This is a genomic window from uncultured Sphingomonas sp., from assembly GCF_964244235.1.
Taxonomy (GTDB): Bacteria; Pseudomonadota; Alphaproteobacteria; order Sphingomonadales; family Sphingomonadaceae; genus Sphingomonas.
On the sequence record NZ_CAXTII010000083.1, the window covers coordinates 1 to 11,600 of the forward strand.

Genomic DNA, 11,600 nt, shown 5'->3' on the forward strand with positions numbered 1-11,600 from the left:
TGAGCTTCGCGGCTCCGTTCATTAAGCGTGAGTGGTCGGTCAATCCGGCGTTGCTAGGCATCATTTTCAGCGCGTCGCTGGTTGGAGCAATATTGGGCGCCGCGGCGACCAGCGCGCTCGGGAAACGCGTGAGCCGTCGCTCGCTTCTTGCAGCTTGCTTACTCTGGTTCGCGGCCGGATCAGCCGCGACGATATTCGCAGGAAACACCACCGAATTGCTGGTTTGTAGGCTGCTGACCGGAATTGGGCTTGGAGCGGCGATACCGCTCACGCTCGCCACCATCGCGGAGTCGATCCCGCTGAGCATACGGGCACGCTCGATCGCCTTCGTCATCGGCGGTATTCCTTTTGGCGGCATTCTGGCGGGCCTGACGACAGCGAGCCTTGCCCCCGAATTCGGATGGCGCGCGACGTTCCTGGTCGGCGCCATCATGCCGTTGGTGATTGCTCCCATCATATGGTTCAACGTGCGGGAGTCGGTGTCCTCGCTCGTCCGGCGGGGAGTGGGCGACGATCGCATCGTCGAGACGTTGCGGCGCAGCGGGGTAGCGGTCGCCACCGGCGAACTTCCCTCCCGCGCAATGCCGCGGTTCATACGGGCGCCCTTCAGGGAACTCGTTCGCGGCGGATATGCCCGATCGACGATTCCGGTCCTGGTCGCCATCCTGTTCGGCGCGGTGCTCGGCTATTTCCTCACGCAATGGGTTCCGGCGTTGCTGCGCGGCGCCGGATCGTCGGAGCGCGAGGCATCGATCAGAGGCGCCTATCTCAATGCCGGCGCGATCGGCGCGATTCTCACGTTCGGCTATCTGATGGACAGGTGGGGCGTAATCCGGGTCACGGCATTCGGTTACGCCTGCGCTATTCCTATGGTGGCGCTGCTTGGACAGACGCATCTGCTCGGGAACCTGATCGATCCGGTGCTGGTGCTCGCCGGGCTTTTCGGCGTTGGATCGCAAGTCGGGACGACCGCAATCGTCGCGACCCGCTACCCCTCCCAGCTGCAGGTTGCGATGGGCAGCCTGACTTATATCAGCTCACGCCTTGGGGCCATCCTCGGCCCGTTGGTCGCCGGTTTTCTCCTGTATTTAGGGCTGGATCGGGTGGCGCTCTTCTATGTCATGTGCATCCCGCCCGTGGTCGTTTTGTCGTGCGTGCTGCTGTTGCGGGACCGACCCGCCGACGCGACGGGGGTTTGACCTATCCAGTGGCTCCCTGATCATTCTCAAGCTCGACGATGATACGGTCGAGGTAGCCATAGAATTCGTCGCGGCTGATCGTCCCAAGATTGTGCAAGGCGACGTCGCCTACCGCATGGCCGATCGGGCCCAGCATCTCCTCCGAGCTACGGCCCAGCGCCGTCAGGACGATATTGATCTTTCGCCGATCCTCGCGGTTCGGCACCCGCTCGACGAAACCCAGGTTCTGCAGGCTATCGATGATCGGGACGACGCTTGCGGCGCTTATGCCGATACGCGCGGCCATGTCTCGCTGCGTCATCCCGTCATTGGACCACAGTTCACGCAGGATCATGTATTGAGGCACCGACAAGCCGACATCGGCCAGCCGCAGCTCGAGCGATCGCTGTATCAGCCGCCAGATGCGCCGGATATACCAGCCGAACCTTGGACCTTCTGCGGACGCCGCCGCCGGCTCCGCCGTTTCCGGCCGCCGCCGCGCGATTGTCCGATTTCGCTTCACTCTTAAAATCCCGCGCAACTTTGGCTCGCAAGCCAACGCCGCGTGCTTAGCTCGGCCTTATGCCGAGGCGCCCGTGCGGTGACAACCATGCGATGCCCGGCTCCGGCCGTCCATGGTTGTCACGGCACGGCTGCCGACGCAGATTAGTGTAAACTTGTCAGTAGAGTGTTATTGCCCGGACCTCTCCGATGGTTTAGATGCTGCGTTGCAAAATCGTCGGAAAGGTGAGCATGATGGCCGTGACGTTGATGAACGTTTTCCTGGTGCCGAAGGAGCGGGAGGAGGACTTCCTGCGCGAATGGACGCTCACGACCGAGGTGTTCAAGACGAAGCCAGGCTTCATCGAGACCCACCTTCATCGCAATACCGGCACGGGCAACCAGACGTTCCAGTTCATCAACGTCGCCCGGTGGACCAGCGCGGCGGACTGGCAGAGCACGCACGACGATTACAACCCGACCGAATATTCAGTACCCGGGGTCAAGGGGCATCCCGCCATATTCCAGGCCATCATGAACGTCTATGCGGACGCGCTTGCGCCGGCCGAGCGCGCCGAGCACTGGATCGCGTCGATACCGCCTGCCGCATGAGCCGGAGGCGATCATTCGGCATGAGGGAGCTTGGATGAGCATTGCCACGATCGTTCCAGACGCGGCCCTTTCCGCGCCGCCCGGCCGTCGCGAGCAAAACAAGCAGGCCAAGGAGGTGGCGATTCGCAACGCCGCGCGGCGGCTTTTCGTCGAAAAGGGATACGACGCCACGACTTTGCGCGAGATCGCCGAGGTGGCGCAGGTCGGCTTCGGGACGGTCTTCGCCTACGCGACCGACAAGTCGGGGCTGCTGGCGATGATCTTCGTGGAGCAATTGAAGATGCTGCCGCCGTTGTTCGAGGACGTCGATGGCGACGCACCGTTGCTCGATCAGCTGGTGGCAGGTCTGGGCCACCTTTACGCTTTCTGGGCAACCGTGCCAACGCTGAGTCGGCACGCGCTGCAGCAACTGGAATTCTATTCGGCCAATCCGCATCTGGAAACCATCCTTAAGCGGCGCGTCCAGGCGCGAACCGAACTCGCGGCCTGGATCGCTGCAATGATGCAGGCGCGCCGCGTCTGCCGGGATACGGACGTCGAGGCCGCGGCAGATACTTTGTTCGCAATCTATACTTCTTCGGTCAGACAGTGGGCAGCGGATCAGCCCCATGACATGGCACGCGGACTCGCAGAACTTCGCCGGCTGATGGCATTGCCGATGCGGGCTTTGGGCATCTGATCGGGACAGTGCCGTTCAGCGGCGGGGCAGCGCGCCGTGTAGGAACAGCTCGACGCTGGCGCGCGCGCTCGAGTCGATAAGCTTCGGCCCGATCCGCACCGGCTGCCCGAACAGCAGCTTCATGTGGATGTTGGTCTTCAACAGCGCGATCAACTGCGACGCGGCCAGCTCCACATCGTCCAGCGCCAGCTTGCCCGCCTCTGCCTGCACGCGTAGATAATCGGCGAAGAGGCGCTGCGACTGCGTGATCGGCCCTTCATACATGATCCTGCCGACCTCCGGCCGGCGCCGCACGGCAGCGACAACCGTCTGGTAGAGCTCGACCTGCGCGGGATGGAAGATGCCCTTCAGGAAAGCGACCGCCAACAGGCGCAAGCCCTCGTCCACAGGCTGGCCGAGCGCGGCCGCGAACGTCGCCGGATCAGGCACGACCGATGCGCATCGCTTGCCCACAACCTCGGCGAAGAGCCGCTCCTTGCTGCCGAAATTGCTGTATACGGTACGCTTGGAGACACCCGCTTCGTCCGCGACGTCGTCCATGCTCGTCGCCGCGAAGCCCGCGCGCAGAAACACCCGCTCCGCGGCAGTAAGCACGATGTCGGTCTTGCGCACATAGATGCGGCTCGTCCGCCGTTTCGGCGGCGCCGGCGGCTCTGCCCCCGGCTCCTCCTCGGCCGCTGCCTTCTTTGGCATATGTCGATCTCCCATTGCTCATCCGCTGTCGCATCGTTTGCGGCTACGGGCAACGGTCACGGGCGCGTCACTCTCAACGACACGGTACCGTATCGCTTGACAAGCAACTTCGTTTCTGATTTTCGATCGTGATCGAAAACAGTGGAATGGAGCGGATGGTGGAGGAGAACAGGCCGGTCGCGCTCGTGACGGGCGCGGCGACCGGGATCGGGCGGGCGATCGTCACGAGCCTGGCGCGGGGCGGTTACGATGTCGCGGTAAATTACAGCCGCAGCGAGGATGCGGCGCGCGAGACCGTGCGCCTGGCGGAGGCGGAGGGCGCAGCAACCGTGCTGATCCGCGCCGACGTCAGCGAGGAAGCCGCCGTGATCGCGATGATCGCCGAGGTCGAGCGTGCGTTCGGCGGCCGGCTCGACCTGCTCGTCAACAATGCCGGCGTCACCAGCGACGTTCCCCCCAACAAGTTCGACACGATGGCGGTCGAGGATTTCGACCGCGTGTTCGCGGTCAACGTCCGCGGTACCTTCCTCGTCGTCAAGCACGCGACGCGACTGCTGAAGGCGATGCCCCAGGCCTGCATCGTCAACACCGCCAGCATCGTCGGCCTGCGCCCCGGACCGCAACCTTTGCCCTATTCGTCGAGCAAGGCGGCGATCATCTCGATGACGCGTACGCTTGCCGGCGCGCTCGGCCCGACGATCCGGGTCAATGCGGTCGCGCCCGGCTGGCTCGAGGGGGACTGGATGGAGCGCACACTCGGCGACAATTACGAGCGGCTCATGGAGCGGCGCGCCAAGGCGACCCCGCTCAAGCGCAACGCCCGCGTCGAGGATGTCGGCGCGGCGGTGCTGACGCTGGCAACGCAGCTCATGTTCACCAGTGGTCAGACCGTCGTGATCGACGGCGGTTACAGTTTCGTCAGCTAGAGACCGGAGAAGACCAGATGGATGGCGTCGTTCCCTTTCCGGCGGAGTTCGCCGAGCGTTACCGGGCCAAGGGCTATTGGCGCGACCGGCCGCTCCGCGACGTGTTCAAGGACTGGTGCGGCCGCTTCGCCGATCGCACCGCGCTGATCGACGCCACCCGGTCGGTCACGTTCCGCGAGCTCGACGATCGATCGACCAACCTCGCGCTCAACCTGCTCGATCTCGGCATCGCCCCGCGCGATAGGCTGGTCGTGCAGATGCCGAACGTCATCGAATTCGCCTATCTCCACTTCGCCCTGCAGAAGATCGGCGCGATCCCGGTGCTGGCGCTGCCGCCGCATCGCTTCCGCGAGATCAGCTTCTTCGTCGAGACGGCGGAAGCCGTGGCGACGGTCACCCCCGACGCGCACCGCGATTTCAGCTTCACCGCGATGGTCGATCGGATCCGCGCCGGCGCGCCGCACCTGAAGCACGGCATCGTCCTCGGCACCGCGCCTGAAGGCTTCGTCTCGCTGACCGATCTGATCGATCGCCCGGCGACGCGGCCCGCCGCCGATATCGACGCGATCGCGATCGATCCGGTCGATCCGGCGCTGTTCCTGCTCTCGGGCGGCACCACCGGCATCCCCAAGCTGATCCCGCGCACCCACAATGATTATGCCTATAACAGCGAGATGGCCGCCTCGGTCTGCGCGATCGACCAGGAGAGCGTGCTGCTCGACGTGCTGCCGATCGGGCATAATCTGCCGCTCGCCTGTCCGGGCCTGCAGGGCTTCCTGCTGTCCGGCGCGGCGACCGTGCTGCATACCGCCGCCAGCCCCGAGGAGGTGTTTCCGCTGATCGAGCGCCACCGGGTCACCCATATCCATGCGGTGCCCGCGCTGCTGATCCGCTGGACCGAGAGCAAGCTCGCCGGGCAGCACGATCTGTCGTCGGTCAAGGTCATCCAGAGCGGCGGGCAACGGCTCCAGCCGGAGGTGCGGCGGCGCACCGCGAGCGTGTTCCAGAGCGTCACCGTCCAGGAGAATTTCGGCATGGCGGAGGGGCTGCTGATGTTCGTCCGGCTCGACGATCCCGCCGATGTCCGGATGGAGACGGTCGGCCGCCAGATCTGCCCCGACGACGAGATCATGCTGCTCGGCGAGGACGACCGGCCGGTCGCGTTCGGCGAACTCGGCGAGTTGTGCTGCCGCGGCCCCTATACGCTGCGCGGCTATTACCAGGCCCCCGAGCACAATGCCCGCGCCTTCACCCCCGACGGCTTCTATCGTTCGGGCGATCTGATGCGGCAGCATCCGTCCGGCAACTACATGGTCGAGGGCCGCAAGAAGGACTTGATCAATCGCGGCGCCGAGAAGATCAGCGCCGAGGAGATCGAGGAATTGATCCTGCGCCACCCGGCGGTCGAGAATGTCGCCTGCGTACCGATGCCCGATCCGGTGCTGGGGGAGAAGAATTGCGCGTGCGTGGTGCTGCGCGGCGGGCAGGCGCTGACGGTGCCCGAACTGGCCGGTTTCCTCGACCAGTTCGAACTCGCCAAGTATAAATATCCCGAGCGGATCGAGCCGTTCGACAGCTTTCCGCTGAGCAGCTTCGGCAAGGTCTCCAAGAAAGATCTGGTGGCGATCGTCGCGCAGCGCATGGGCGCCGGCGCATGAGCCTGCTGCGCGTCCGCCACGAGGGCGCCGTGGCCGTCCTGACGCTCGACGACCCGAAGCGCCGCAACATCCTGTCGCCCGAGCTGTGCCGGGAGCTCAGCGCGGCGGTGGCGGCGGCCAATGCCGACGACGCGGTCAAGGCGATCGTCATCACCGGCGCGGCGCCGGCGTTCTGCGCGGGCGCCGATCTCGACGATCTCCAGGCCGCCGCGAACGGCGCGACCGACGCGCTCCACGCCGTCTACCAATCGTTTATGGACGTCGCCGACAGCGGCCTGCCGACGATCGCGGCGGTCAACGGCGCGGCGATCGGCGCCGGGCTGAATCTGGCGCTGGCCTGCGACATGCGGATCGCCGGTGCGGACGCGCTGTTCGACACGCGCTTCCTGAAGATCGGGCTGCATCCCGGCGGCGGGCATGGCTGGATGCTGTTGCGCGCGGTCGGCTGGGCGGAGGCGGCGCGGCTGCTGCTGCTGGCCTGCCCGGTGCGCGCCGAGGAGGCGCGGGAGATCGGCCTGGTCCAGCGGGTCGTGCCTGCCGACGGCCTGATCGAGGCCGCCGTGGCGCTGGCGGGCCGGAGCGAGGCGCTGCCGCGCGATCTGCTGATCCGGACCAAGGCCTCGCTCCGCCTGGCCGCGCGGGCCGACCACCGGACGGCGTTCGATCACGAGGCGGGCGAGCAGCTGCGGTCGCTCCACGAGCCGCCGTTCATCGAGCTCGTCCAGCGCCTCCAGGCCACGATCGCGGCGCGCTGACGATGGCCGAGCCCATCCTGGTCGAAAGCGCGGGCGGCGTCGCCACGATAACGATCAACCGCCCCGAACGGATGAACGCGATGGACAGCCACGCGCATCTCGCGCTCAGCGAGGCGCTCGACCGGATCGCCGCCGACGATACGATCCGCGTCGTCGTGCTGACGGGCGCGGGCGACAAGGCCTTTTCCGCCGGCCGCGACCTGAAGGAGCTGGCGGCGGACGCGAACCCGGAGATCGACGCCCGCTGGCGGCGCATCACGCGGCTGACCGATCGCTTCGATTATCCCAAGCCGATCATCGCCCGCGTCGCCGGCGTCGCGCTCGGCGGCGGCTTCGAGCTGGCGCTGGCGTGCGACATCATCGTCGCCGCCGATACCGCCTGCTTCGCCGTGCCCGAGCCGAAGCGCGGGCTGATCCCGTTCGCCGGCGGCGTCCACCGGCTGCCGCGCCAGCTGCCGCTCAAGACCGCGATGGGCTATCTGCTCACCGGCCGCGACATGAGCGCGGCGCGCGCATACGATCTCGGGCTCGTCAACGAAGTGGTGCCGCTCGACCGGCTCGACGCGGCGGTGGCCGGGTGGACGGCGGACATCCTCGCCTGCGCGCCGCTGGCGATCCGCGCGATCAGGCAAGCGGCCATGACCGGGCTCGGCCAGCCGCTCCCCGAGGCGATGGCCGCGACCTACGAAGCCGAGGAACGGCGCAAGGCGAGCAGCGATTCGATCGAAGGGCCCCGCGCCTTTGCCGAGAAGCGGCCCCCGCGCTGGGCCGGACAATAGGAGATCACGATGCGCATCATCGACCTGCATTGCTATCCCAACACCAGGACCTGGATCGACTGTCAGGGTCCCTATGTCGATGCGCTCGCCAAATATTGGAAGCGCGACTGGACGTGGAAGGAGGAGGACGAGGTCGCCGCCGAGTTTCGCGACAACGGCATCGAGGCGTGTCTCGTCGCGCTCGATCTTTCCACCACCATCGCCACGCCGCCCTGCTCGAACGACTATGTCGCCGGCATGCGCGACCGCCACGATTGCATGATCGGCGCATGGGGCGCGGTCGAGCCGACGATGGGGCAGCTCGCGATCGACGAGGCGAAGTACGCCGTCCGCGATCTCGGCATGATCGGCTTTCACTTCCACCCGATCATGCAGCATTTCAGCGTCGACGATACGCGCTTCTATCCTTTGTTCGAGGAGATCAGCGCGCTCAAGGTGCCGGTGATGATCGACGTCGGCATGACCGGCATGGGCGCGGGCATGCCGGGCGGCATGGGCGCAAAGACGCGCCACGCGCACCCCGCCGCGATCGACGCGCTCGCCGCCGACATGCCCGATCTCACCATCGTCATGGCGCATCCCGGCTATCCGTGGATCGACGAGACGACGGTGGTCGCGTTGCACAAGGCCAACGTCTATTGGGAGATGTCGGGCTGGGGGCCGAAATATCTGCCCGAGCAGATCATCCGCGACATGCGCGGGCGCCTGCGCGACAAGATGATGTTCGGCAGCGACTATCCGAGCATCCCCTATCCGCGCCTCCTGAAGGAATGGAACGAACTCGGCTTCAGGGACGAGTTCCTCGAGAGCTTTTTCCACGGCGCCGCCGAGCGCGTGCTGGGGCTGTGACGATGCGCGAGGCGGTGATCGTGTCGACCGCGCGGACCCCGATCGGCCGCGCCTATCGCGGCGCGTTCAACGACACGCATGGCAGCCTGCTCGGCGGGCATGTGGTCCGCCATGCGCTGGTCCGCGCTGGGGTTGATGGCGCGGAGGTCGAGGATGTCGTGCTGGGCTGCGGGCGGCCCGAGGGTGCCACCGGCGGCAACATCGCGCGCCAGTCGGCGCTGGCGGCGGGGCTGCCCGCGTCGGTGCCGGGGCTGACCGTCAGTCGGATGTGCGCCTCGGGCCTGCAGGCGATCGCGGTGGCGGCGCAGCGCATCCTGGCTGGCGAGGGCGAGGTGTTCGTTGCCGGCGGCCTCGAATCGATCTCGCTCGCGCAGAATGCGCATACCAACGAGTTCCGCCGCAAGTCGCGCGCACTCGAGGCGGTCGCTCCGGCGATCTACATGCCGATGATCGCGACAGCGCAGATCGTCGCCGATCGATACGGCATTTCGCGCGAAATGCAGGATGCGTACGCCCTCGCCAGTCAGCAGCGGACGGCTGCCGCTCAGACTGCCGGGCGGTTCGACGGCGAGATCGTGCCGCTGCAGTCGCGCAAGGAAATGCCGGCAACCGACGCGCCTGGGTCTACTTATGAAGACGTCACATTGCACAAGGACGAAGGCAATCGCCCCGGAACCACGATCAATGGCCTTGCGGCACTCGACGCCGTAACCGGCGTGACCGGTTCGATCACGGCGGGCAACGCCAGCCAATTGTCCGACGGTGCCAGCGCGTGCGTGGTGATGGAGGCCGGGGCGGCGAAGCGGCGCGGTATCCAGCCGCTTGGCGTCTTTCGAGGATTTGCGATCGCCGGCTGTGAGCCCGACGAAATGGGCATCGGCCCGGTATTGGCGGTTCCCAAACTGCTTGCCCGGCACGGCCTGGCCGTCGAGGATATCGACCTGTGGGAACTGAATGAGGCGTTTGCGGTGCAGACCGTCTATTGCCGCGATCGGCTCGGCATCGATCCCGACCGCATCAATGTCGATGGCGGCGCGATCGCGATCGGCCATCCCTATGGCATGTCCGGCGCGCGCATGACCGGCCACCTCCTGATCGAAGGCCGTCGCCGCGGCGCGCGGTACGGTGTGGTGACGATGTGTATCGGGGGCGGGATGGGCGCCGCGGGCCTGTTCGAAATCCTCGCATCATGATACACTGATAGGTACAGGCTAATCTGGAAACACACATGCAACCGATCATATCGCTCATCGGCATCACGCTGGACACGACCCGTCTCCCGGCAATGACCGATTTCTACACCTCGGCCTTCGGACTGACGCCACTGGAGGTATCGGAGCAGAGTGTCGCCCTGCGCGGCGATGCGGATGGGCTGCCGCACCTGCGGCTGCGTCAGGCCGAGCTTCGGGGCCTCGGCAGCTTGCTGTTCGCGATGCGGTCGGCTGCCGACGTGGATACGTCTGCCTCCGCTCTCGCGCGCAGCGGGGTCGATCTCGTCGAGTCACCTGGAGCTGAACGCGACGGATATGGCTTCGCCATCCGGGACCCGGACGGCACCATGCTCCGCTTCGTAGCGAGACCCGAATGCCCCCAGGTCCACTCCGCTAAGGATCGCCCGCTGTTCCTCAGCCATATCGTCCTCAACTCGCTCGACGCGCCCGCGCTCGTCGCCTTCTATACGGACATCCTCGGCTTCACCGTGTCGGACGCCTACGAACGCGAGCTTCTTACGTTCCTGCGCTGCGATCAGCCGCAGCATCATTGCATCGGCATTTCGCCCGGCGAGACCGCTGGCCTCAATCATTTCGCGATGGATTGCGGCGACATCGATTCCCTCATGCGCTGCTTCGGCCGGATGCAGCAATTGGGCCATATCCCCGTCTGGGGACCGGGGCGGCATGGCCCGGGCGGCAATGTCTTCTGCTATTATCAGGATCCCGACCAATTCGTGCCCGAGTTCACCTGCGACGTGCTGCAGATCACCGATCCCCAAGCCTGGCGACCCGCGCAGTGGGCGCGGACACCCGCCAACGGCAATGTCTGGGGCACGGGCGCTCCGTCGCCGCGCGCCGTCGAACTCATGAGCGGGCTGGTCGAGACGGGCGGCTATGCCTGAGCACCACACGGACCTGATCGCATGAACATCTGGCATGGCGGCGCCATCGATCTCGCAGCGGTGACTGCACTGGGAGCGGATTGCCTCAACGGCTTTCTGGACATCCGATTCGTCGCGTATGGAGAGGACTGGCTCACCGCCGAGATGCCGGTAGCTGCGCGGACGCACCAGCCGTTCGGATTGCTCCATGGCGGGGCATCGGTGGTACTTGCCGAGACGGCCAGCTCGGTCGCGGGCACGCTGACGCTCGACCCGGCGGAGCACTATGTCGTCGGCATGGAGATCAATGCCAATCACGTCCGGGCGGTCCGCAACGGCTTCGTGCGGGCCACGGCAACGGTCGAGGCAATGGGGCGGAGCACGCAAGTCTGGACGATCCGGATCCACGACTCGGACGGGCGGTTGGTGTGCCTGTCGCGCGCCACCCTGGCGGTCCGCCCTTGCCGGTAAATACGAGACTAGCCCGATCAGTATAGGTTGTGTACTGAAGGTGTTTGAGATATCGATCATGATCGAAAAGACCGATTCGGAGGATGCATGGCGACGATATTGGCGGCGAAGACCGCCGCCGTGCCGCGGCGTGACGACGGCGGCACAGGCGGCTGGCGCACGGTGGGCGCCTCGATGTTCGCCTTGGCGCTGGGGCCGAGCGCGATTATCATCCTGTGCTTCGGCGTGTTCCTACCCGCGCTTCATGCCGAATTCGGATGGCCGGTCTCGCAAATTGCGCTCGGCGGATCGATCAGTTCCCTGGCGATCATGCTGCTCGCGCCCATCCAGGGGTGGCTGACCGATCGCTATGGCGGCCGGCGCGTCATCCTGGTGTCGCTGCCGATCTGGGCGGTCGGGCTCGC

Annotated in this window: 14 protein-coding genes; 12 read left to right on the forward strand and 2 right to left on the reverse strand. The window is 66.1% G+C overall.

Annotation, left to right across the window (positions count from 1 at the left end; all coding sequences use genetic code 11):
• On the forward strand, positions 1 to 1,199 hold a 1,199-nt coding region (locus tag ACFE7D_RS12170), incomplete at its 5' end, for an MFS transporter (protein WP_375395684.1).
• Position 1,200: 1 nt separating this feature from the next.
• Here the strand turns inward: ACFE7D_RS12170 and ACFE7D_RS12175 are convergent.
• Entirely contained in the window at positions 1,201 to 1,701 is a 501-nt protein-coding gene (locus tag ACFE7D_RS12175; protein WP_375395685.1) for a MarR family winged helix-turn-helix transcriptional regulator, read from the reverse strand.
• A 248-nt stretch (positions 1,702 to 1,949) separates the two neighbouring features.
• On the opposite strand from ACFE7D_RS12175, the gene ACFE7D_RS12180 reads away from it, so the two are divergent.
• Together ACFE7D_RS12180 and ACFE7D_RS12185 are read left to right on the forward strand one after the other, a co-directional pair.
• Complete coding sequence (locus tag ACFE7D_RS12180) at positions 1,950 to 2,291, forward strand: antibiotic biosynthesis monooxygenase family protein (protein WP_375395686.1); 342 nt, start codon at positions 1,950 to 1,952, stop codon at positions 2,289 to 2,291.
• A gap of 34 nt (positions 2,292 to 2,325) precedes the next feature.
• Positions 2,326 to 2,970, forward strand: coding sequence for a TetR/AcrR family transcriptional regulator (locus ACFE7D_RS12185; protein ID WP_375395687.1), 645 nt, complete (start codon positions 2,326 to 2,328; stop codon positions 2,968 to 2,970).
• 15 nt (positions 2,971 to 2,985) lie between these two features.
• On the opposite strand, the gene ACFE7D_RS12190 is transcribed toward ACFE7D_RS12185, so the two are convergent.
• Positions 2,986 to 3,663, reverse strand: a complete 678-nt coding sequence (locus ACFE7D_RS12190) for a TetR/AcrR family transcriptional regulator (protein ID WP_375395688.1) — start codon at positions 3,661 to 3,663, stop codon at positions 2,986 to 2,988.
• A gap of 128 nt (positions 3,664 to 3,791) precedes the next feature.
• On the opposite strand from ACFE7D_RS12190, the gene ACFE7D_RS12195 reads away from it, so the two are divergent.
• The 9 genes from ACFE7D_RS12195 to ACFE7D_RS12235 form a co-directional block, all read left to right on the forward strand.
• Positions 3,792 to 4,589, forward strand: a complete 798-nt coding sequence (locus ACFE7D_RS12195) for an SDR family NAD(P)-dependent oxidoreductase (RefSeq protein ID WP_375395689.1) — start codon at positions 3,792 to 3,794, stop codon at positions 4,587 to 4,589.
• A gap of 17 nt (positions 4,590 to 4,606) precedes the next feature.
• Positions 4,607 to 6,247, forward strand: coding sequence for a (2,3-dihydroxybenzoyl)adenylate synthase (locus ACFE7D_RS12200; protein WP_375395690.1), 1,641 nt, complete (start codon positions 4,607 to 4,609; stop codon positions 6,245 to 6,247).
• Complete coding sequence (locus tag ACFE7D_RS12205) at positions 6,244 to 7,002, forward strand: enoyl-CoA hydratase (protein ID WP_375395691.1); 759 nt, start codon at positions 6,244 to 6,246, stop codon at positions 7,000 to 7,002. The genes ACFE7D_RS12200 and ACFE7D_RS12205 overlap by 4 nt, the downstream gene beginning before the upstream one ends.
• Before the next feature lie 2 nt (positions 7,003 to 7,004).
• Positions 7,005 to 7,781: an enoyl-CoA hydratase-related protein gene (locus ACFE7D_RS12210; protein WP_375395692.1), complete on the forward strand. Its 777-nt coding sequence runs from the start codon at positions 7,005 to 7,007 to the stop codon at positions 7,779 to 7,781.
• Positions 7,782 to 7,790: 9 nt separating this feature from the next.
• Positions 7,791 to 8,630 (forward strand): amidohydrolase family protein, encoded by an 840-nt coding sequence (locus ACFE7D_RS12215; protein WP_375395693.1) that lies wholly within the window; start codon positions 7,791 to 7,793, stop codon positions 8,628 to 8,630.
• A 2-nt stretch (positions 8,631 to 8,632) separates the two neighbouring features.
• The gene (locus tag ACFE7D_RS12220) at positions 8,633 to 9,823 is read left to right on the forward strand and encodes an acetyl-CoA C-acyltransferase (RefSeq protein WP_375395697.1); all 1,191 of its coding nucleotides are present in this window, start codon (positions 8,633 to 8,635) and stop codon (positions 9,821 to 9,823) included.
• Positions 9,824 to 9,858: 35 nt separating this feature from the next.
• On the forward strand, positions 9,859 to 10,746 hold the full coding sequence (locus tag ACFE7D_RS12225; RefSeq protein WP_375395694.1) for a VOC family protein: 888 nt from the start codon (positions 9,859 to 9,861) through the stop codon (positions 10,744 to 10,746).
• A gap of 21 nt (positions 10,747 to 10,767) precedes the next feature.
• Positions 10,768 to 11,196, forward strand: coding sequence for a hotdog fold thioesterase (locus ACFE7D_RS12230; RefSeq protein WP_375395695.1), 429 nt, complete (start codon positions 10,768 to 10,770; stop codon positions 11,194 to 11,196).
• A gap of 87 nt (positions 11,197 to 11,283) precedes the next feature.
• On the forward strand, positions 11,284 to 11,600 hold a 317-nt coding region (locus ACFE7D_RS12235), incomplete at its 3' end, for an MFS transporter (protein WP_375395696.1).

What these genes read in the sequence shown, in the direction of transcription:
- ACFE7D_RS12205 (WP_375395691.1), top strand. Translation starts at nt 6,244, where the DNA reads ATGAGCCTGCTGCGCGTCCGCCACGAGGGCGCCGTGGCCGTCCTGACG.
- ACFE7D_RS12225 (WP_375395694.1), top strand. Translation starts at nt 9,859, where the DNA reads ATGCAACCGATCATATCGCTCATCGGCATCACGCTGGACACGACCCGT.
- ACFE7D_RS12215 (WP_375395693.1), top strand. Translation starts at nt 7,791, where the DNA reads ATGCGCATCATCGACCTGCATTGCTATCCCAACACCAGGACCTGGATC.
- ACFE7D_RS12190 (WP_375395688.1), bottom strand. Translation starts at nt 3,663, where the DNA reads ATGCCAAAGAAGGCAGCGGCCGAGGAGGAGCCGGGGGCAGAGCCGCCG.
- ACFE7D_RS12200 (WP_375395690.1), top strand. Translation starts at nt 4,607, where the DNA reads ATGGATGGCGTCGTTCCCTTTCCGGCGGAGTTCGCCGAGCGTTACCGG.
- ACFE7D_RS12210 (WP_375395692.1), top strand. Translation starts at nt 7,005, where the DNA reads ATGGCCGAGCCCATCCTGGTCGAAAGCGCGGGCGGCGTCGCCACGATA.
- ACFE7D_RS12180 (WP_375395686.1), top strand. Translation starts at nt 1,950, where the DNA reads ATGAACGTTTTCCTGGTGCCGAAGGAGCGGGAGGAGGACTTCCTGCGC.
- ACFE7D_RS12185 (WP_375395687.1), top strand. Translation starts at nt 2,326, where the DNA reads ATGAGCATTGCCACGATCGTTCCAGACGCGGCCCTTTCCGCGCCGCCC.
- ACFE7D_RS12230 (WP_375395695.1), top strand. Translation starts at nt 10,768, where the DNA reads ATGAACATCTGGCATGGCGGCGCCATCGATCTCGCAGCGGTGACTGCA.
- ACFE7D_RS12220 (WP_375395697.1), top strand. Translation starts at nt 8,633, where the DNA reads ATGCGCGAGGCGGTGATCGTGTCGACCGCGCGGACCCCGATCGGCCGC.